Below are 20,495 nucleotides of genomic sequence, written 5' to 3'. Positions count from 1 at the left end.
TTTGGAAGATATTAAAGTGTAGGGGATTAAATATTAACTATGGTATCTTGAGATGAGTTATTAAAAAAACTTCAAATGGAGGATCCCCCATGAATATCTATGAAATTGTAGACATGTTACGTGAGTGTGAGAGTAATAAGTACAAGACAATAAATCTAGTACCGAGTGAAAATGAAGCAACTACGCTTTCTAGGTTGCCACTCCTGTTAGATCTTTATAATCGCTATTTTTTTAATGACAAACAAAAATGGAACGAGTGGTTTTTTCGAGGAGCTCAAGAGGTTCATCGACTTGAAACAGAAGTAGCAATCCCATTATTGCAGGAACTAGGAAAAGCACAGTATGTAAATCTTCGTCCTCTATCCGGTTTAAATTGCGGCTTAATTGTATTGAAAGCACTAGGTGGTGGCATTGGAGCAAATATTTTAACTGTCTCGCCAGAACAAGGTGGGCACTTTGCAACTAAAGATCTTGCGGAAAGTCTAGGCTTAAAAGTGAATTTTATGACTGGACCGGATGAACACAGTATTGACTTTGATTTATTAAAAACTCAATTACTGGAAAGAGATGTCCATCTTGTATATGTGGATCAATCAAACTGCCTCTTTCCAATTGATCTAGAAAAACTCGTGCAGTCAGTAAAGGAGACATCTCCCAAAACAATCATTCATGTCGATGTAAGCCATTGGCTTGGTTTGATTTTTGGTAATGTAATGAAAAACCCCCTAGTACTGGGGATTGACTCTTTCGGAGGGTCTACTCATAAAACTTTTCCAGGTCCTCAAAAGGCAGTATTTTTTACAAATAATTTAGAAATTGAGCAAAAGTTCAAAGAGGTTCAATCTTATATAGTAAGTAGCCATCATTTTGGAGCTGTAGCAAGTTTAGCTATCTCTTTGCTAGAATTTAAAAATTGTGGTGGTTTTGATTACGCACACCGAATTGTAGGTAACGCAAAGACTTTGGCTAATGAGTTATATCATCTTGGATACGATGTTAAGGGAAAAGAACGTGGTTACACTATCGGACATCAAATATGGCTGAGTACTGATAATACTGGCATTTCTTCTTATGAGGCTAGTGAAAGACTTTACAAAGTTGGGATACGAGTAAATGTATATAATTCCCTTCCAAGCTTCCGTGGTAAATTAGCTTTACGACTTGGAGTTAACGAAATAACGCGTCATGGTGCACATGCTGAAGATATGGTTGAACTAGCTTCTGTTATGGATGATGCAATTCGTGAGCGATTATCTGTTAGCGAGTTACAAAGAAGAGTGAAAAATATTCGTACAAGGTATATAAATAGCTACGGATATTCAATGGATGACAGAAAGTTGCGTGAATTATGTATACAAACGTTTTTATCAAGTATAGAAGGAGTCAATTGTGCCGAACATTCAACGTGGTGAAATCCTCCACATGACGTTCTTATAAAGCCCAATAATTGTTTTTTGAGTAATTACCCCTTATCTTGTTAAGCTGGTATCAGAAGAACAGAGGGGGGGATTTTTTTCTAAGGCAGTCAAATTGACATGCAGGATTTTCCTTTCCTCGAGGATTTTTTTGTCACCTATTGATACCGGAGAAAACCTCTTATTTCCGATCAGAAATCCAAGTGTGCCCACATTGTCATACGAAACTGAACCGAATTCACATCGCATGGAAAAAGAAAATCTATACCCTATCCGCTGGAGAAAGAGCTGACACTAGTCGCTGTTTACCTGCCTGACGGCAAAACGTTGACAAGTACCGTGAGATCCAATCGAAAGCCCAAAAATCTGATGTTGGCATTGGGTCGATCGAAAACTATGCCCAAGAAGATGGTTTCCATGCTGAAGTTGTGAAGAAAAACGAGCCGGGATCGGGTAAAAGTACGACATCGACACCTAAACCGAAACTGCAGCTACAACCACAACAAACAAATCGAGCAGACGGTTGAGCAGAACATGAACGATGTTTTCTATCCGAACTGTAGTAAAGTGCAGCACCATCGTATAGAGGGGAGCCCGGATAGGGCGGAAGCGATCCGGTACCGGGCGTTGGATCGCGAGGTGATGGGATGAGGAGTTTGCGGAGGTTTACGGTAGGGAACGTAAATCGGACCAAGATCATATCGGCTACTTCCGGGGGAGCAAGCATGCCGGCGACGAGAAAGAGTGGGTGGACGAGCGGCAGCGCTAAGCCAATGCCGGATAAACGGGGCAAGTGGCAGCCGGATTGAGATTGAACGGAAAAACCGTTCTGACGCCGTTTCCCGGATATACTGGAGGCTGAGGACGGGATCGCTCCCTCTAAAATGGCTTGATCGCGTCTGAGCCGCAGCGGTTAATTATTAACAGGTTCGCGGCGCAGGCGGCAGCTGGTTATTTGAATGAACGGTTTGGGGAGAGAGCCTTGTCTATACACGTAAGGTTCTTCAACGCGAAGAACATGTATATGCGTGGAGAAAGGATTCAAGAAGGACGAGAGTGTCCAGACATGGGCACTCTTCTTTTATGTTTTTGTAAGGAAAACGTAGTACTATTTGGTTACTGTTTCGGTTCACCTGACTGTAACTCGTCGGTGCCGATGTTTGGCTGTAGGGGTAAGAATTGCACAAAAAAATATTGGCGATATCAAATTACCAATCAAGATGACTCGATTCATATCTTCTCCTTTCAGCCGATTTCTCATCCCATGCTACTGATATGCCCGGACGCAGGACAAAATAAAAAAAGACTTCCTAATCTTAGAGGTTGAAAAATCTTGGTTTCCTGTGCCTAATGAAATACTCATGACAGGCTGTATTTACTTACAAATTCCTTCAGGGTCAAAAGCTCAATCTTTTGGATGAGTCATTTCCCCTCTTCATCTGTGACGTACTCATGGAGTTTTGTCAAACTTCGGTCATTGGATATGACTACTTTTGCACCTCCGCATATCACATATTCGATGAACATAGCATCGTCTGAGTCAAAAACACCATGAGAGCTAACAACGGGTTCAATCTCTTCGGTTCTAAGTAAATGAAAGGCTGCAAACCCGATTATACGAAAACCAGGAAGGACGATAGGTATACATGACAGAGGTTGTGGCGGACGGTGTTTGTTTCCTTGAAAAAGCAGAGGATACTCGTACGGGCAAGCAGCAACCAAGCCATTGCCCCTAGAGATCCATTTGCCGATCCGTTTACTTGCTCAAGAAAACTGATCGATATTACAACTGACAATTTGCCGTTCTAGTGAATTGGTCATCGCAGAGAAAGGAGATTCCATGAATAACTATCTGGACTGAAGGTTCCATCTTTACCTAAATCCGGTAAAGAATACGTTTCACTGCTTTCGCTGCCAGGAAAAAGGGGGCGTGGCCAAATTCATCGGTCTTCTGGAGGGAAAAGGCGAACAACAAGTGATCGATGAATACAAGGCCAAAACACGAAGCCGCCCGAAGGAAAAAGCGGAAGAAAAAGACATGGGAAGATCATCCTGCGATGAAGCTTTCCGCACACCAATGGAAACTGATGGGCTTTCTCGGGAAGATCGACGGGAAAATGTTTCACACCAACCCGAATTATGCACGCGCGGTTCTTCAGTGGGCATGGCGGGAGTGGCAACTATTCACGTCTGAGAAATCGAAGGAAGCGTTCCATGTCCTTCTGATTGGCAAATACCTGGCGAATGAAAAAGCAGCGGAGGATTTCGTCAGGAAAACCGAGAAAGATACCGGCATTGAAAGTCTTTGGGAGCGCGCCGTGAAGATGCATCAGCTCCCCAAGGATTTGTGGGCGGAATGGGCCAAACGAGCTGATGTCATCGTTCGCGAACTTGTAGAAGCAATTCGGAACGAAGAGAAAGCGGCGGATTTGGAAGGGACCATTCAGCGAGAGTTGCAAAAGATGAAGGAGAGAACGGCGTGACCTGGAAATGGAGTTATATCCGACTCTTCAAATATGACACCTGCCCCCACGCGTACTATTTCCGGCATGAATGCGACGTCCCCCCCAGCCGCGGGGAGCGCCCCATGTACTGCGATAGCTGTAATTGTAGTGGAGAGGCACAGGAAATGCGCTGCCTGTCAGATTCAGTCGCTGATGATGCTGGAAAAGAGCTGCCAGCTCTGAAATAATTTCCACGTTTTTTTCGCGTGAATAGTAATGCCAGAGTCCGATCCGAATATCATCTTCAGTATAGCCGAATCCACTGAGGTAGCTGGCCATCGTATATACGACGTCTAAATCGTTTGCTGCATCGGCTTTGCCGACTCTGTTCCCGTCTTTGCCTATTCCGCCAAAAAAAGCAATGCTTGATGGATTAGTGTCTTCAGAATTGGGGTTTAGCAATCCGTTCCATATCTCCGGCGCAAATACAATACCGGTTTTATGCGACGAAGTATGGGAAAAGGATGTGTCTGCTTTTTTCTTTGAATTTTTGTGGATGTTCCGCTCATATTGATCAATAGCCGCCATAAAGTATCATGGAATTCCGGTGATGGCCTGCATATGTTCAAACAACAATTGTCTTTCCCGGGCTGATGCTTCTGTCTCCGATGCTCCGGGAGACGCAGCCTGGACGGAGAAAGGGGGGCAGAGAAGGCTCAGGATAAGGATGAGAAACAGTACTTTGTATGATATGGCATCCTCCCGTCATAAATAGTCTTGGCTTTAGTGTGTGTAGCGAAGCAGATTTTATAATAACACTCAGTGTCAGGGGACAGGTGGGTTCTTTACTCCGGGCAAGATGTGGGTCACATCAGAGCGGCGTTATGACTCCGCTTTTCCTCTTACGAATACCTGGGCTACGCTGTGCATGATCCCAAGCTAATCTTTACGAAGCTTACAAACCTTCACTTTCGGTCACCGCAAGCTGTACCGTAAGGTACAGCCTTACCCATCTTCTCCTAGCAGTATTCCGGATGATGCACTCATCCTCTGTTTCCGCATTTCCCTTATGCAACCAACCCCTCCATTGCTAGAGACGCTGTTTCGGGCAGAGATAGCCTTTGCGACTAGGCTAGCAGCATACCAGCAAATGAGACCGGTGTTGCACTGTATATAAGAAAGCGACTTGCTTGTCGCACCATAACGGAGATTATAGAACACAAAAAAGCAGCTACCTGGACAAAACCCGATCAGCTGTTTTAATTTACATTTACATTAGTTAGGATCTGCATAAGGACAGCCCGTTTGGAAAAGGAACGGCTGCTTTTGCTTATACCGCAGCTCTAAAACTTATCATTCAATAATGCCTAAGTACAGCAAATCGGTCTCATGAATTTGTTTCGTTACAGGCAAGTTACTCTGTTTTTGAAATTGAGTCACGGCTTGTTCTGTACTCCGATCAAAAATGCCGTGACATGTACCATGATAAAAGCCGGCAGCCCGAAGATGATTCTGGACAAGTTGAACTAGCGTGCCACGCGAACCGCGTACCAGGACGTGATAGGTCAAATCTTTATGACCGGTAATCGGCCCTTCTACGATCACTATTGTTCCGACCGGCACCTTTTCATACAGTTCCTCGATATCCCGATTTCGCATACGAAAACAGCCATGGCTTACATTTTGACCGATCAGATGAGGTTTGTTCGTGCCATGTATTCCATATTTTCCTCATGGTACGTTTAATCCGAGCCAGCAGCTTCCAAACCCGCCGCCCCATCCCGTACTCTTTGAAACAATACGAAAGGTCCCTACGGGGGAAGGTGTATCTCGGGTACCGGGAGCCACTTTGAACGTCTTGATTGCTTTCCCCCCTTCAAGAAGCTGAAGATCCTGGTGCCACAGGTTGATACGGATTTCGTAAGAGGCTTTCTGTTCATTTGAAGAATAAGCGGTTAGGGTACATAGAATGAGAACAAAAACAGAAACAACAATCCAGATGATTCCCAGTTTTATAAATTTATGCAAAAAAACTCTTAACATTTTCATAAAACCTACCTCTTTTCATGCTGAAATCACATGCATGCTACCCGATTGTTTTCGTCGATAATTAAATTTTTTTCAATAAAGGCGTGAATAAAGCCGAGCATTCCATGCAGTGAACGGTTTTTTTCTTATCGTTTTCCCATCATGCGTGCTGTATTCGTACTAAAATCGTTAAACTCCCATCTTAAACTAATCGGTTCCTGTCGCCTATCATAGCCAGGAATTAATTTTGTTTGTCATAAGGCCATTTTTTTGACTCTTCTTAATAAACAACATTTCTGATGGCCAGGGCAAAGGGCTACTGCTTTTCTTATCGTATAAGAAAGTATATGTTGCTTTAAAGTGGAAAAGTGGGACCGGAAGGTCCCTTTCTTTTTGGATTCATTGTAAGATGAAGGTATGGAGACAAATATTTTGAAACGTATTTTTTTTGATGAGCGTCAACACTGGAAGCGATTTGTTGAAAAGTATGGAAATCGTATACGTCCAAATGTGATTAAAGAAATTGAAAAATTTCGTACATGTGGTACATCTGAGAATGGCTTTAAACTCTTTGTATGTGAAGGGTGTCATCATGTTCGGAAAATGACTTTTCGTTGCAAGGGAAGATTTTGTACAAGTTGCTCCAATGGGGAAACCGAGGAGTGGGGACGCTTATTGGCAGAAGATATGTTTCAAGTATGTCATCGACATGTTATTTTTACGATAGATGAAGGATTACGGAATATCTTTTTACAGCATCGTGAGATGCTAAAACCTTTCATGGATGAAGCAGTTAAACTGGTGCAGGGCTGGTTTAAAAAGAAGTTTAGAGTAACACCTGGTATTATTGCTGGCTTACATACGTTTGGTTCCCGCCTTAATTTTAATCCCCATGTGCATATGCTCGTTACCATGAGAGGTATGAAAGAAAATGGAGAATGGAAGGTATATAATTATATTCCGTTTTCCATGTTGAGAAAGCAGTGGCAAGTGGTTGTCTTAAAACTTATTCGCCGTACAGTAAGTGAGATAGAAAAGAAAAAGATTCAACCTTTGCTACAAAAAGCGTATTCGGCAAATGCCGAGGGTTTTTATGTATATGCTCCTAAACAGAAAGGAAATGTAAAGGAGCAGTTGAAGTATATCGGACGTTATATTCGTCGTCCTGCGATTGCTTTACATCGTATTGAGGAGTATGACGGCGAATTAAAAGTAAGATACGCTGTCGATGACATGGCAAGGAGATATCTAACGAGGGAGATTGAACATGGCAAAGTCAAAGAAGAAAAAACACAAGAAGCAAGGCGTAATCACCGTATCTCGATTTCTTCGAGCGAAAAACAAGGTCAATTACGTCTGTTTGGTGTGCAATGAAACAGAAGGAATTCCGTATGATACGGTCCGCTCTTTTGATGCGATGGATGATGGGGACCTTACGGTCCCTCCCCAGTTTAGTTGTGAAAAGTGTGGGGGGGAAATGTACCCTGAATATTACGAGGGAGTACATGGTCAAATTTATAGGCTTGAAGATGTTAAGAAGTAAAAAGGACCGGGCGCATGCCCGGTTTTTCTCATTAACGTAAGCGAAATTATTGAAAATAGATAATCAATCATGGCGAAAATTTTTAATTTTTATAACGGATAATCTATAATGAAAGTTTTTGAAATGATATTTTATTCTACACTTATGATTACTTAATTACATTAGGCACCAGACTTTTTAGCATGTTCAAGTTATCTTGCTTTCTTTTTATCGTTTCATCGCGGAGTTCTATACCATTTTCAGGGATAGGATCAGGGAAGAAGGACTGAAGATCATCTATATTTAAATTAAGCTTGGAATTCTTATTAAATCATCACAATGTAAAAATTGTTTCTCCTATTGCGGTTTATTATTCTTCTGACGACAGTGAAAATGATGTAAATATTGAAGTTGCAGTGCCTGTTATGGGTAATCTGCCTGAATCAGAAAGAATCAAGATCAGGAAATTAAAAGCGGTCAAGAGGATGGCTTGTGTTATCCATAAAGGTAATAATGATAAATTAGCTGATGCTTACACGGCTATTCAGAAGTGGATGGAAATGAACGGATATGAAATTGCAGGACCTAGTAGAGAAGTACACCTTGAGGGATACTGGTCAACGTCTAATGAAGATAAACACGTTACTGAAATCCAAATTCCTGTTGTAAAATCATAATACTAAGCGTAATATTTATTTTTAATACGTCCGATAATACGTAAAATGTAAAACTAAAGCAGCTGATCCGGTTCATCCAGATCAACTGTTTTGCTGTGTCCGATAACTTGGTTTATGTAAGAAGAGCGTTTTGCAAATCGCTCGATAGTAGTAATTCTTACAATTAAATGAAAAATTTTGATAAGATTATATTTAGAAAAAATGTTGTTGAAAGGATAATAAAGATGCTGATTGGGGAAATTAAAGAAATTATTCGCCATCCCGTGAAGTCATTTCGGGGGGAAAGCGTACGGAAGACAACGATCCAGCCTTATGGGTTGTATGGGGATCGCAGTCATGCTTTTTTGGATGGAACGAGACCCGGCCAATTTTTGACAGCCACGCAGCTTCCGGCGATGATTGGCTATCAGGCGGAATTTATCGGGCAAGAGAGTCTGGAGAAGTTTCCACAGGTTAAGATTACATCGCCCAGCGGAAAAACGTATTTTTGGGGAGATGAAGCATTAACGAAAGAATTGGAGGAGAAGTCAGGCAGAAGCATTTCAACGATACAGTATTCTCCAGACCATATTCCATTGGGAGCGATTGAAGAAGAGAATGTTTTGCTTGCTACGGACGCTTCGCTTGCCAAACTTGAGGAATTATGGGGAGATAAAGTGGATCACAGACGTTTTCGACCTAATATTCTTATCGCCATGTACGAAAATATTCCATTTGCAGAAGACCATTGGTTCGGGAAGCGAATGATGATGGGGGAAGCGGAGCTGGAAATAAAGCGGCATTGTGAACGGTGCATGATGATCACGATTAACCCCGATACGTGCGCGTTTGATCCTTCTCTGTTAAAAACGGTAGTTCGGGAGCGGAACAATTATTTCGGAGTCTACGCTTCTGTGATTAAGACGGGTGAAATCAAGGTCGGAGATAAGATTTATTTATGGCAATCATATTAGCAGTAGAGTCAGGAACGATATGAATAGCGGATGGAGCATAGAGAACATCGAGAAATAAGTAGACAGATGCATTTTGTATATCAATATCGTTATATATGCTGGAAAGGGTGAATGTAGGAAAGTGAGAATGTCGAAAGTTTTGTTTGGTTTTATGCTTTTGTTAATTGTATGGGGGGGAATCGGGTGTGGCCAGAATAGCACGCCAGAGGAAAGGCAGAAGCCGGTACCAGTAGAGGTTTCGCTTACGATTATGCCCGAAAGCGTGAAAGAAAAACAACCGGTGAAGATTTCCGCTCGAATCACGCAGAAGCAACGACCGGTCAATGATGCGGAAGATGTTAAATTTGAAATCGGACAAGAAAATCAAGAAAAGAAACAGATGATTGCCGCCAAGAAAACGGGAGACGGGGTCTACTCGATTACATATACGTTTGATAAAGCAGGACAATACTACATTATGTATCATGTCAATGCTGGAGGCATGCACAATATGAATAAAGTGCCGGTGAATGTACAACCGATGTCCGGTGCTGTACAGCGCTAATCAAACTAAATGTATAGTTTTTCAACAATTGAAATAAGTGAATGCATGAATATAAAAAAGTCTTTAAAGGAGCGGGGGTTTAGCCTCTTTCTTTCCTTCAAAAGACTTTTTTTGTTTTTAGGGCCATGAAATGTATGAATACCCACTCATAAGTTGCCCATCGAAGCCCGTTGTTTGTAGCAAATGGCTCATTCGTGTAGCGCAATGCGAGTACAATGACAGAAGAAAATAAGGATACAAAAGAAGAGATCAACCACAGCCAGGGAGTCGCGCTTTTCTTTCGTATCCGCTGCGAACGACCTACAGCTTGGTGTTATTATCTATTATGTGGGTAAGTCCTGTGCTTGTAAATATTTATTAAATATTTGTTCCTTTGACATCAGAAGGAACTTAGGAACTGGATTTTTTTGTCTAAAAACTCCTTTTTTATCCGGATGGCATAAAATAAACATTGGCTTCATATATAATTGCTTCATATTTCGATAATAGCGGTTTTGAATATCCTTTACCTCGAATCCTAGGCGACTTACCCCGCGGGATAGCATGGTAATGCCAATGATGCCTTTAATGTTGTCTCTCTGTGGGTGTTTAAAAATAAAATGGGCCAGCTCGGGCAGCGAGGATTGCACACGATGATAAACATACAGGGCTCGTTTTGTGTCGTTTAGAATGTTTTTCATCTCGTCCATAAGCAAACAATTATGGAGATGTATTTTCAGAAGAAGATCGTTGGGACATATACGTGTTCCATCCGAAAGAGTGAGATGTTGCCCGTGATAACGAATAAGCTTGACGCGGAAAATGTTTTTTTCTTTTCTGTTTACATATTCTAATTGAGAACACGAAAAATAAAATTTGTCTATAAATGACCAGAGTTGAATCCACGTTCCCAATGCAGATGCCTCCTTTCATGCTGGTGTAACAGATGATGAGACAATTTTTTTCTTATTAATGCGTAGCAACGAGAGTAAGTATGCATCACAATTTTTTCCCAATGAATATAAAGGAGTCTGATACTAAGCATGAAAAAAGTTCTTTTTTTTCCATTATTGCAACTTCCTTCAGGTCACCATCAAGTCGCCGATGCCCTTATGCGCTCATTGGAAAAAAGAGCGGAGGGAATCTCGTGCCGAAAAATCGATTTTTTGTGGTATGCGAACAGACACTTAGAAAAAATAGTGACCGGTATATATATGAGGTGGATTTATTACGCGCCGCAGACGTATAAATGGACGTATCAGCATTGCGCCTGTTCGGCAAGCGGCATAAAAAATTACCAATTAGCATGGTATGAAAGACTATTTCAGGACAAAATGGAACAATTGCTTCGTGAAGAAAAACCGGATTTGTTGGTTTGTACCCATGCTTTTCCTTCTTTTTTAATAAGCAGGCTGAAAGAACAGGGGAAAATCTTTACGCCTGCCATTAATGTGTATACTGACTTTTTTATTAACGAAATTTGGGGACGTCGAGGAATTGACTTCCATTTTGTCCCTGCTAGTTCACTAAAGAACGAACTCATGGGAAAGTACAATATACCTGAGGAACGAATTCACATAACCGGTATTCCAGTAGATGAGCAGTTTCACACGACCGATAGGAAATTTCCTGTATCTCCGCCTTACAAAATATTGATATCAGGAGGAAGTAACGGACTGGGCGACATTCTTTCTCTATTGCAAAAAATGAAGCATGCTACCGAGTTTCGCTATTTTATTCTTTGTGGCCATAATAAAGAGCTTTTCCATGAGATTGCTTCTTGGAAAATGGAACATATTCAACCGCTTTCCTTTATTTCATCGAGAAAGCAGATGAATGATTGGTACGAACAAGTGGACGCTATCATTACTAAGCCAGGAGGCGTAACGATAAGCGAAGCTTTGTGGAAGAAACTTCCCATCTTCGTCCATTCCGTTTTGCCCGGTCAGGAAGAAGTGAACCTGCATTACTTGGAATCACAAAAATTGGTATACAGACTTTTATCCCATTCGCCGTATGAAACACAAATACTAAACGTTTTGCAGAACGAAGAAGAACGAAGCAATTGGATGAAAACAATTGAACGCTATCATCAAGATAAGGAAGGAATGGCCTGGGAGAAAATAAAGGAACTAGTGGAATAAAAAGAAGTCCCCAAACGATTCACACGTTTAGAGACTTTTAGCTGGCACGTGTTATTTTTTCGCTTTCTTTTCCTTTAAGCGTATGGAGCGTAATTTCCGGACGGCAACCTGTACGAATATTCACCCCGGTTTGCCCTAATCCTTCGCTGATGTAGTAAGGTTTCCCGTTTCGGTAATGCAGGCCCTTGATAATCTTCATTCTAGCCAACTTCCCCATTTTTACCAAGTGGTAAGGTTTCGGCCAGTGGATTTGGCCGCCATGGAAATGGCCGGAGAGAAGGTAATCGTAAGGCACATCATCCATATGAAGCACGACATTCGGATCATGGGTTAATACAAGATTGATGCCTGTTTTAACCCCTTCATACGATTTGGCAATGTTGCTTCGACGGGTGCTGAAATCATCAATGCCGATGATGTTAAGCACAGTATCACCCAGTTGTAGGACTCTGTTTTCATTTTGCAGAACAATGCAACCATGGCTCTCCAGCGTTTTGCGGAAGAGTTCAAGATGGTGCTTGTACAGCAGATAGTCATGGTTGCCAAAGACAACGTAAATGCCGAGAGGCGCATTGAGTTGTTTCAGCACCTTAATGTATTCCATGAACGGCTGGATATTTTTCTGACGCTCAAGCTGATCCCCGGTCAGGGCAATAAGATCTATATTTAAATCTTTTACTTTTTCATACAGAGTTTGAGGTGTGATCGAAAGATTTTCAAGATGCATGTCGGAAAGGTGCAGAATATTTATTTCTTTATTCTGCGGCAAGTCCAGTGGAATCTCTACTTTTTGCACTTGTACATCGAATGTGTTGCGGTATGCACGGCGGATTCCAAAAAACAAGCCTAGTAAGAGGATAAGGGTAATGATAAGCATGATAATCCTCCTTTCTCGTTTTTCAATCACGTAATTTATATAATAAAGGGAATCGACCCGAATGAAAATGATGAAATATTGGATAAAGACCCTATAGCTAGCATTGAACATGAGGAACGAGCGGCCGCTTGAAAGAATTTTCAAGCGGGCTTTGTCGATTTTATTGTTGAAATTGTTTGATGTTTTTGAATGGAAGGGATAAACTATTTTTAGAAGCGAACCCCCCTTTTTTCCATCATACATAGGAAAGGATGAGAGAGATGTATAAAGAATTAAATCCGCCAAGCCGTATTTTAATGGGGCCGGGGCCGAGCGATGTTCATCCGCGCGTACTGAAGGCGATGGCAATGCCGCTTGTCGGTCATTTGGACCCGTCTTTTCTACAAATTATGAATGAAACGATGGAGCTAATCAGAATGGTTTTTGAAACAAAGAATGAGCTTACGCTCTCGATGTCGGGCACTGGTAGCGCTGGGATGGAGACGGTGTTTGTAAATATACTGGAGCCGGGCGATAAGGTTATCATCGGCGTCAATGGCCTTTTTGGCGAGCGGATGACGGATGTAGCGGAACGTTGTGGTGCTGAAGTCATCAGAGTGGAGGCACCGTGGGGCGAGATCATCCAGCCAGAGCAAATAAAAGCAGCGCTTGAAAAGCATGCTGGTGTTAAGGCAGTAGCGGTCGTGCATGCCGAGACATCGACCGGCGCCCTTCAGCCATTGTTCGAAATTTCGCGACTTGTGCACGAACACGATGCCCTCTTTATTGTGGACGCGGTAACGTCGCTCGGTGGAATCAAAGTGGGGATAGATGAAAACGAAGTAGACGCGTGCTACAGCGGAACGCAAAAATGCTTAAGCGCGCCGCCGGGCCTTTCACCGGTAACGTTCAGCAAACGGGCGCAGGAAGCGCTGGCGAAACGTACGTCCAAGGTGCAAAGCTGGTATCTTGATCTATCCATGCTTCAAAATTACTGGGGACAGGAGCGTTTCTACCATCATACAGCTCCGATTAGCATGAATTACGCCCTGCGCGAAGCGCTGCGTTTGGTAGCGGAGGAAGGGCTGGAACAGACGTGGGAGCGACATTGGAAATTCGGGAAGGCGCTTCAGGCCGGTTTAGAAGCGATGGGATTGTCGTTGCATGTGGCAGAAGAATACCGCTTGCCGCAGCTTACGTCTGTGCGCATCCCGGAAGGTATTGATGAAGCGGCAGTGCGTAAGCAGTTGCTGGAACAGTTCGGCATTGAGATTGGCGGCGGATTGGGAGCACTCAAAGGAAAAGTATGGCGCATCGGTTTGATGGGCTATTCTTGTCAGCCGCGCAATGTTCTTCTCTTCCTATCGGCACTTGCACAAGTGTTGGAGCAGCACGGGTACAAAACCAGTTCGAACGAAAGTTGTGCGGCCATGCTCGAAACGATATACGGCTGAGAACAAACCTCCGCTATGTTGGCGGAGGTTTGTTTTTTTATTAGCCAGCATTTCGCTTTCGTTCATGCTTACTGTACGGAATGCACATCGGCGTTCCGTAAATTGGGTCTTTAATAATGCGGCAGTCAAGATTAAAGACCGCCCGTACCAAATCTTCCGTCATCACCGACTCAGGAGCACCCTCGGCGTATACGGTCTGGTTTTGCACTGCGACGATATGGTCAGCATACCGGCAGGCAAGGTTTAAATCGTGAAGCACCATAACAACTGTCCGTTTTTCGTTCCGGTTTAATTCAGCAAGAATATCAAGCACTTCTAGTTGGTGCGTCATATCAAGATATGTGGTCGGCTCGTCAAGCAGCAGTGTATGCGTTCCTTGAGCAAGCACCATCGCGATCCATGCCCGCTGACGCTGGCCGCCGGAAAGGGAATCTACCGGCTGTTCAGCGAGCTCGCTCATTTGTGTTGCATCTAACGCCCAGGTTACCATTTTTTCGTCTTCTTCTGACCACTGGCGCAGCCAGCTTTGGTACGGATATCGGCCTTGTTTCACCAATTGCAGGACAGTGAGTCCTTCGGGAGCTGCCGTTGATTGCGGCAAAATGGCAAGACGCCGTGCTACTTCCTTTGTGGATAAACGGGAAATGCTGTGGCCGTCCAGCAATACAGACCCGGATTTCGGTTTCAATAAGCGCGCCAGAGAGCGGAGCAGGGTGGATTTTCCACAGCCGTTGCTTCCGATAAATACCGTCACTTTTCCTTCTGGTATCGTCATGTTTAATTCATTAATAATAATCCGTTCCCCGTATGCGAGCGTAAGATTTTCCGTTTCCAGCGTTTTCATTATCATACCATCCCCTTTTTCAGTGATTCCGGTATTTATAAAGCAAATATATGAAAAACGGAGTGCCGATGGCCGATGTAAAAATACCGACCGGCAAATCGAGCGGCGAGAATGCGGTACGGGCGATTAAATCGGCGCCTGTAACCATGAACGCTCCCACCGATGCAGCCACAGGAAGCAGCCCGCCGAAAGAAGAGCCGACCAGTTTACGGGCAATATGCGGGGCAAGTAGCGCGACAAATCCGATCGCCCCACCGATGGCGATCGCCGCGCCTGCCAGCGTCGCACAAACGGCCAGCAGGATGAAGCGGTCTCGCTCTAGCCTTTGTCCTACTCCGGTGGCAATGTCGTCGCCAAGCTGCTGTACGTTCACGCTTCTGCTCAAGAAGAAAGCGCACGGAATGAGAACGATCGCCCATGGCAAAAGGCTAAGCACATCTTTCCAGTTTGAGCCATACACGCTTCCCGCAAGCCAGACCATTGCTTCACTTGTCAAATAGATCGGACTAATGACAAGTAACAGCTTAGTGCAAGCGGCCATCGCCGCCTGAATGCCGACACCGATGAGTACCAGCCGGAACGGACTGATACCTTTGCGCCAAGCCAGCATATAAATCAAAAGCGTCATGACTATCGCGCCCACCATTGCGGAGAGCGGAAGCCATGCGATGCTTGCTGTTGGAAACAGAATAATAAAACTAACCGCTGTAACGGAAGCGCCGCCCGTAATCCCCACCAAGTCAGGGGAGGCCAGCGGATTGCGTACAATACCTTGGAGGATAGCCCCGGAAACGGCGAGGCAAGCTCCAACCAGAACCGACGCTAATGCTCGTGGTAGACGAAACGTTTGAATAATAAGCGCATGTTCGCTCGAACCAATGCCCAACAGCGTTTTTACCACATCAGCGGGTGGAATGAAAAAATCTCCCATGCCAACGCTTAGAAGGAGCACCACAAGCGTAAGCAGGAAAAATAAAAGACTAAAGAAAAGTGAGCGCTTGTCAAGCAAAAAAGAAACAGGAAACTTTTGACCACGGATAGGAACATAATTTTTCATACGCGAACCCCCTTTCGGGCCACATAAATGAAGAATGGCACGCCCAGGAGAGCTGTAATGACTCCGATGGGAAGTTCTTTAGGCATGGCAACGAACCGTGCCAGAATATCCGCAATCAGCAGCAAAATCGCGCCCAACTGCGCGCTGTACAGCACCATCCAGCGCGTATCGATTCCGACGAGAAAGCGGGCGATGTGTGGAATAATCAGGCCGACAAAACTGATAGGCCCGGCTGCGGCAATGGAACTTCCAGCCAGCATGACAAGCAGAATTCCCATTATAGCCTTAACGAGCGCTGTCCGCTGTCCGACTCCTTTTGCCACATCTTCGCCGAGCATGAGTGTATTGATAGGTTTCGCGATAAGCAGCGAACCGATGATTGCTACTATCATATACGGCAACACGGAAACAAGCACATCGAGTTTGCGCCCGGCTACCGAACCTTCCAGCCAGAACAGCACTTCTTCGATTGCCGATTCTCGAAATAGTAGAACGCCTTGCGTAAGCGAAGAACAGAGTGCGTATATAGCGGCGCCTGCGAGGGTCAATTTCAAGGGCGTAGCGCCGTCCCGGCCGAGAGATCCAAGAAAATATACGAACAGTCCGCTTGCCGCGGCTCCAAAAAAGCCGACCCATGTAAGAGAGGCAAGCGTACTGAAAGAAAAGAATGCCACAGCGATTACAATAAACAAAGAAGCGCCGGCGTTAATGCCGAGAATTCCCACGTCTGCGAGCGGATTACGCGTCAAAGCTTGGATTAGCACCCCGGAGATGCCAAGGCAAGTGCCAACCGCCAGCGCGATAAAGGCGCGGGGAACTCGCACTTCCTTAATTACAATATGTTCGTTTGTTCCATTAAAATGGGTATAGGCATCGACCACCGTTTTCCAATTTGTATCGATCACTCCAAACACAATGCTTGTATACATAGCCATGACTATGCAGACAAACCCGATGATTAGCCCGAAAATTTTTAGTGGGGGAGTTGTTAGTATTCCTTTCATGTTGCCATCCTACTTTCCTTCCGATTGCATAGAGCCAGGAAAACTTGCAAAGCTGTGCACCGCCCGCAGCGACGCAAAGCGTCCGTTTTTGCTACATCAGCAGCAAAAGGACAAGCGGGTACAGCACGCGAGTTTTTCTATCTGCGATAAAGTTTACGAAGATTCTATATCTATGTCAATGATTTTGAAATTCATTATCAAAATTAATGATTGACACAGAAAGAGAAAATGGATATGATTATAGCCGTTAATGATAATCATTTTCATAAATCTTGTACAACGCGGTAGAGAAAGAGGGAGTTGTTGGTGAGCATGTTTAAGGGAAAAAGGAAGGGCTTTTCATTCATTCTCTTGCTCGTTTTCATGCTGGTAGTTGCCGGCTGTGGCGGACAGCAAACCGCTTCAGAGAAAACGGATGAGGCGGGCAAAAAACAAAACACGCGCACGGTAAAACACGCGATGGGAGAAACGCAAGTTCCGGAGAAGCCGGAAAGGGTTGTTGTGTTGACGAATGAAGGAACGGAAGCTGTGCTTGCGCTCGGTATGAAACCGGTGGGTGCGGTGAAGTCTTGGACAGGTGATCCATTCTACAAACATATTGCAAAAGAAATGGAAGGCGTGACTGTGCTCGGCGAAGAAAAGCAGCCGAACTTGGAGAAAATCGCGGCGCTGAAGCCGGATATTATTCTCGGAAACAAGATGCGTCACGAAAAAATTTATCAACAATTATCCGCGATTGCACCTACCGTATTTTCGGAAACGCTGCGCGGAGAGTGGAAGGACAACTTTAAGCTATACGCGGATGCGTTGAACAAAAAAGCGGAAGGCGATAAAGTATTAGCGGATTGGGAGAAGCGCATTGCCGATTTCAAACAAAAAGCGGGCGATAAATTATCGACCAAGGTTTCCCTGGTTCGTTTCATGCCGGGAAAAATCCGTATCTACTATAAGGACACGTTTGCTGGAATTATCTTGCAGGAACTGGGTGTTGCCCGTCCAGCTTCCCAGGATAAAGATGCTTTTGCAGATGATGTAACGAAAGAACGCATCCCGGACATGGACGGGGATATCATGTTCTACTACACGTATGAGACAGGGAACGGAGAAGCTTCAAAAGCCGAAAAAGAATGGACAAACGATCCGCTGTGGAAAAATTTGAGCGTTGTGAAAAAACACAAAGCGTACAAAGTGGACGACGTCATTTGGAATACAGCTGGAGGCGTAAAAGCAGCCAACTTAATGCTGGATGATTTGGAAAAATATTTTGGTATAAAATAAAAAATAGAAAAGTCCTTTGAAGTCGCTTGACTTTAAAGGACTTTTTTGTTTTTTCTCCATATCGGGCCTAATAAGGATTGTGATGTTCGCTGGATAGGAACGGCTCATGTACGAGGCTATACGTTTTTTCTTTTCTTCCTTCCTCCCCCTTTTCAACAGGCTTGGCAAAATTAATATATGCCATGAGAAAAGCAACGATGATAGCAACAATGGCCCACCACATATATGTCACCTCGCTTCTTCCTTTCTTATTTATCAGTTTACTGTCATTTTAAAATAAAATGAATAAAAACTCAGTCTGTGCCTCCTGCTCTTTTTCTTTATCTGCTGCATACATTGTGTTGAATAGGTTCGTAGCATAGGAAAAGGAGGAGGTTTTCTTGCCCAAAACATTAATATTGACTAAGCCGATCATTGCGGTGACCGGCAGTGCGGGGAAAACGACGACGAAAGAAATGATCGCGTCCGTATTGAGACGCAGGTGGCGTATTTTTGCGTCATACCGCAGCTTTAACCAGCATACGTGTTCCGCGCGCAACGCGAAGCGCATTCGCCCGTTTCACCGGGCGGCCGTTTTGGAGTTTGGCATGGGCGCACGCGGCCAAATCAAAAAACATTGCAAGTTTATTCAACCAAATATGGGAGTGATTACGAATGTGGGCACGGCGCATATCGGGAATGTGGGCGGTAACGTGGAGGGGATTGCGAAAGCGAAATCGGAATTAATTAAGCATATGAAGCAGACCGGCTACCTGGTACTCAATGCGGACGACCCGAATTCAAAGCTGCTGGAGACAGAGGGGTTCCAGGGGACGATTGTGAGGATAGGCATAAAGAATGAAGCCGATTTTCGGGCGAAAAATGTTGGCTATGAAACTGATGGAATGAGCTTTGACGTTTTGCTGGACGGCCAGGTGCATACGTTTTATATTCCGATTTACGGTGAGCACAACGTATACAACGCGCTGAATGCGATTGCTATTGCAAGTCGCCTCGGTTTTACACCCGAGGAGATGAAAACGGGCCTCCGTTATTATAAGCGGACGCCACGAAGGTTAAATATTTTTCGTTATACGGGCAACATTACGCTCATTGACGACTCGTGCAGCGCAAATCCAAATGCCGTCCGGGCGGCCCTTGATGTGCTGAAAAAAGTAAGCGGAGAGACGAAAGTTGCCGTATTGGGTACGATGCTCGCGATGGGGAAATATTCGACGAAAGCGCATATGGAGGTTGGGCGCTATGTTGCCAGCACAGGCGTGGATTATTTGTATACGTACGGAAAAAGAGCACGCCATATTGCTTTGGCCGCGATTCAGGCCGGGTTCTCCAAAGAGCGGGTGAAAATGTTCGAGTCTGAACAATTGCTGCGCAAAAGCATTGTTGCCTGCCTTAAACCGAACACAACGATTCTTATCAAAGCTTCCCACAAGATCGGCTTGGAGAAAACGGTTGATTATATTAAGAAACAGGCCCGGCTTAAGGGGTTGAAGCAACTGTCATGGAAAGGTCGTTGAAAGACGCGTTTTTCCTTACTGCCAAAGCCGCCTGCCTGTTGGACGCGAGAACAGGTCGGATCTTGTTGCAGAAAAATGCCTATGAATCGCTTCCACCTGCCAGCATGACAAAAATGATGACGGCGTTGCTTGTGCTGGAAGAGGTGAAGAAAGGCCGCATTTCTTTGAAGGATCAGGTGAAGATTAGCCGCAGGGCAGCCAGTATGCGAGGCTCTTCCATGCGTTTATGTGCCGGAGAGAAGATGGCGGTGCGGATGCTGTTGGCAGGGCTTATGGTCGCTTCAGGCAATGATGCGGCAGTGGCGCTTGCAGAATATACGTTCGGAAGCGTGCCGGCGTTTGTCAGGCGGATGAACGAGCGGGCGGCGGAGCTTGGCCTTGAAAACACCTATTTTGTTAATCCACATGGGTTGTCCGCTTCCGGGCATTGTGCAAGCGCTTATGATATGTGTCTGATTGCGCGGGAGCTGGTGCAATATGAAGAAATTTTTCGCTACACATCCCGCAAGCGTATTGTGGTGAGAAGGAAGAACAAAGGCAACATTTTGTTGCGTAATACCAATACGCTGGTTGGCGCTTATCCCGGGGTTGACGGGCTGAAAACAGGATACACACCAAGGGCGAAATATTGTTTGTGCGCAACGTTCGTATCCGGAGGAAAACGGTATATCGCTGTCGTCATGGGTCTTTTAACAAAACGCAAACGAAACGAAGAAGCTGCCCGTTTGCTTGCGTATGCGGCTGCCATTGTTTCCGCTTAATAAACCCAGATGTTTTGC

General features: G+C 44.5%; 20 protein-coding genes and 1 pseudogene. 12 read left to right on the top strand and 9 right to left on the bottom strand.

Features of this window, described 5'->3' with window-relative positions:
• Nucleotides 1-89: 89 nt before the first annotated feature.
• From ACH33_RS11255 to ACH33_RS11240, 3 genes are all read left to right on the top strand, one after another.
• Nucleotides 90-1,412 carry a PLP-dependent aminotransferase family protein gene (locus tag ACH33_RS11255; protein ID WP_057899103.1) on the top strand — a complete coding sequence of 441 codons (1,323 nt, stop codon included), beginning with the start codon at nucleotides 90-92 and terminating at the stop codon, nucleotides 1,410-1,412.
• A 650-nt stretch (nucleotides 1,413-2,062) separates the two neighbouring features.
• Nucleotides 2,063-2,224 (top strand): hypothetical protein, encoded by a 162-nt coding sequence (locus ACH33_RS19365; protein WP_162265030.1) that lies wholly within the window; start codon nucleotides 2,063-2,065, stop codon nucleotides 2,222-2,224.
• Between the two features lie 1,173 nt (nucleotides 2,225-3,397).
• Complete coding sequence (locus ACH33_RS11240) at nucleotides 3,398-3,898, top strand: hypothetical protein (RefSeq protein WP_057899100.1); 501 nt, start codon at nucleotides 3,398-3,400, stop codon at nucleotides 3,896-3,898.
• A 27-nt stretch (nucleotides 3,899-3,925) separates the two neighbouring features.
• Here ACH33_RS11240 and ACH33_RS11235 read toward each other — a convergent pair whose 3' ends face one another.
• From ACH33_RS11235 to ACH33_RS19355, 3 genes and pseudogenes are all read right to left on the bottom strand, one after another.
• The gene (locus tag ACH33_RS11235; protein WP_057899099.1) at nucleotides 3,926-4,447 is read right to left on the bottom strand and encodes a hypothetical protein; all 522 of its coding nucleotides are present in this window, start codon (nucleotides 4,445-4,447) and stop codon (nucleotides 3,926-3,928) included.
• Between the two features lie 765 nt (nucleotides 4,448-5,212).
• A complete protein-coding gene (locus ACH33_RS19360; RefSeq protein ID WP_257721607.1) occupies nucleotides 5,213-5,464 on the bottom strand; it encodes a peptidoglycan-binding domain-containing protein in 252 nt (83 codons plus the stop codon).
• Between the two features lie 3 nt (nucleotides 5,465-5,467).
• Nucleotides 5,468-5,902: pseudogene (locus ACH33_RS19355) on the bottom strand (L,D-transpeptidase); the annotation flags it as partial.
• Nucleotides 5,903-6,304: 402 nt separating this feature from the next.
• Between ACH33_RS19355 and ACH33_RS11225 the strand changes: the two are divergent.
• From ACH33_RS11225 to ACH33_RS11205, 4 genes are all read left to right on the top strand, one after another.
• Complete coding sequence (locus ACH33_RS11225) at nucleotides 6,305-7,261, top strand: IS91 family transposase (RefSeq protein WP_257721569.1); 957 nt, start codon at nucleotides 6,305-6,307, stop codon at nucleotides 7,259-7,261.
• 462 nt (nucleotides 7,262-7,723) lie between these two features.
• A complete protein-coding gene (locus ACH33_RS11215) occupies nucleotides 7,724-8,086 on the top strand; it encodes a GyrI-like domain-containing protein (protein WP_057899097.1) in 363 nt (120 codons plus the stop codon).
• A gap of 224 nt (nucleotides 8,087-8,310) precedes the next feature.
• Complete coding sequence (locus tag ACH33_RS11210) at nucleotides 8,311-9,039, top strand: MOSC domain-containing protein (RefSeq protein WP_057899096.1); 729 nt, start codon at nucleotides 8,311-8,313, stop codon at nucleotides 9,037-9,039.
• Between the two features lie 127 nt (nucleotides 9,040-9,166).
• A complete protein-coding gene (locus ACH33_RS11205; protein ID WP_057899095.1) occupies nucleotides 9,167-9,583 on the top strand; it encodes a FixH family protein in 417 nt (138 codons plus the stop codon).
• A 323-nt stretch (nucleotides 9,584-9,906) separates the two neighbouring features.
• On the opposite strand, the gene ACH33_RS20580 is transcribed toward ACH33_RS11205, so the two are convergent.
• The gene (locus ACH33_RS20580; RefSeq protein WP_057899094.1) at nucleotides 9,907-10,476 is read right to left on the bottom strand and encodes a YkoP family protein; all 570 of its coding nucleotides are present in this window, start codon (nucleotides 10,474-10,476) and stop codon (nucleotides 9,907-9,909) included.
• A gap of 129 nt (nucleotides 10,477-10,605) precedes the next feature.
• Between ACH33_RS20580 and ACH33_RS11195 the strand changes: the two genes are divergently transcribed.
• Nucleotides 10,606-11,706 carry an MGDG synthase family glycosyltransferase gene (locus tag ACH33_RS11195; protein ID WP_057899093.1) on the top strand — a complete coding sequence of 367 codons (1,101 nt, stop codon included), beginning with the start codon at nucleotides 10,606-10,608 and terminating at the stop codon, nucleotides 11,704-11,706.
• A gap of 37 nt (nucleotides 11,707-11,743) precedes the next feature.
• Here the strand turns inward: ACH33_RS11195 and ACH33_RS11190 are convergent, their stop codons facing one another.
• Nucleotides 11,744-12,586 (bottom strand): metallophosphoesterase, encoded by an 843-nt coding sequence (locus ACH33_RS11190; protein WP_057900352.1) that lies wholly within the window; start codon nucleotides 12,584-12,586, stop codon nucleotides 11,744-11,746.
• 257 nt (nucleotides 12,587-12,843) lie between these two features.
• Between ACH33_RS11190 and ACH33_RS11185 the strand changes: the two genes are divergently transcribed.
• On the top strand, nucleotides 12,844-14,016 hold the full coding sequence (locus ACH33_RS11185) for a pyridoxal-phosphate-dependent aminotransferase family protein (RefSeq protein WP_057899092.1): 1,173 nt from the start codon (nucleotides 12,844-12,846) through the stop codon (nucleotides 14,014-14,016).
• Nucleotides 14,017-14,056: 40 nt separating this feature from the next.
• Here ACH33_RS11185 and ACH33_RS11180 read toward each other — a convergent pair whose 3' ends face one another.
• The 3 genes from ACH33_RS11180 to ACH33_RS11170 are packed head-to-tail and all read right to left on the bottom strand — an operon-like array spanning nucleotide 14,057 to nucleotide 16,921.
• Entirely contained in the window at nucleotides 14,057-14,860 is an 804-nt protein-coding gene (locus ACH33_RS11180; protein WP_057899091.1) for an ABC transporter ATP-binding protein, read from the bottom strand.
• 19 nt (nucleotides 14,861-14,879) lie between these two features.
• Entirely contained in the window at nucleotides 14,880-15,917 is a 1,038-nt protein-coding gene (locus ACH33_RS11175) for a FecCD family ABC transporter permease (RefSeq protein ID WP_057899090.1), read from the bottom strand.
• The gene (locus tag ACH33_RS11170; RefSeq protein WP_057899089.1) at nucleotides 15,914-16,921 is read right to left on the bottom strand and encodes a FecCD family ABC transporter permease; all 1,008 of its coding nucleotides are present in this window, start codon (nucleotides 16,919-16,921) and stop codon (nucleotides 15,914-15,916) included. The genes ACH33_RS11175 and ACH33_RS11170 overlap by 4 nt, the downstream gene beginning before the upstream one ends.
• 312 nt (nucleotides 16,922-17,233) lie before the next feature.
• Between ACH33_RS11170 and ACH33_RS11160 the strand changes: the two genes are divergently transcribed.
• Complete coding sequence (locus ACH33_RS11160) at nucleotides 17,234-18,199, top strand: ABC transporter substrate-binding protein (RefSeq protein ID WP_057900351.1); 966 nt, start codon at nucleotides 17,234-17,236, stop codon at nucleotides 18,197-18,199.
• A gap of 67 nt (nucleotides 18,200-18,266) precedes the next feature.
• Here ACH33_RS11160 and ACH33_RS19350 read toward each other — a convergent pair whose 3' ends face one another.
• A complete protein-coding gene (locus ACH33_RS19350; protein ID WP_156424063.1) occupies nucleotides 18,267-18,431 on the bottom strand; it encodes a hypothetical protein in 165 nt (54 codons plus the stop codon).
• A gap of 148 nt (nucleotides 18,432-18,579) precedes the next feature.
• Between ACH33_RS19350 and ACH33_RS11155 the strand changes: the two genes are divergently transcribed.
• Nucleotides 18,580-19,716 carry a UDP-N-acetylmuramoyl-tripeptide--D-alanyl-D-alanine ligase gene (locus ACH33_RS11155; protein WP_057899087.1) on the top strand — a complete coding sequence of 379 codons (1,137 nt, stop codon included), beginning with the start codon at nucleotides 18,580-18,582 and terminating at the stop codon, nucleotides 19,714-19,716.
• A complete protein-coding gene (locus ACH33_RS11150; protein ID WP_057899086.1) occupies nucleotides 19,701-20,477 on the top strand; it encodes a D-alanyl-D-alanine carboxypeptidase family protein in 777 nt (258 codons plus the stop codon). The genes ACH33_RS11155 and ACH33_RS11150 overlap by 16 nt, the downstream gene beginning before the upstream one ends.
• Nucleotides 20,478-20,495: the final 18 nt, after the last annotated feature.

Origin of the sequence: Aneurinibacillus sp. XH2 (assembly GCF_001439585.2) — a bacterium.
GTDB lineage: Bacteria > Bacillota > Bacilli > Aneurinibacillales > Aneurinibacillaceae > Aneurinibacillus > Aneurinibacillus thermoaerophilus.
This window is presented reverse-complemented; position numbering and strand designations above follow the sequence as displayed.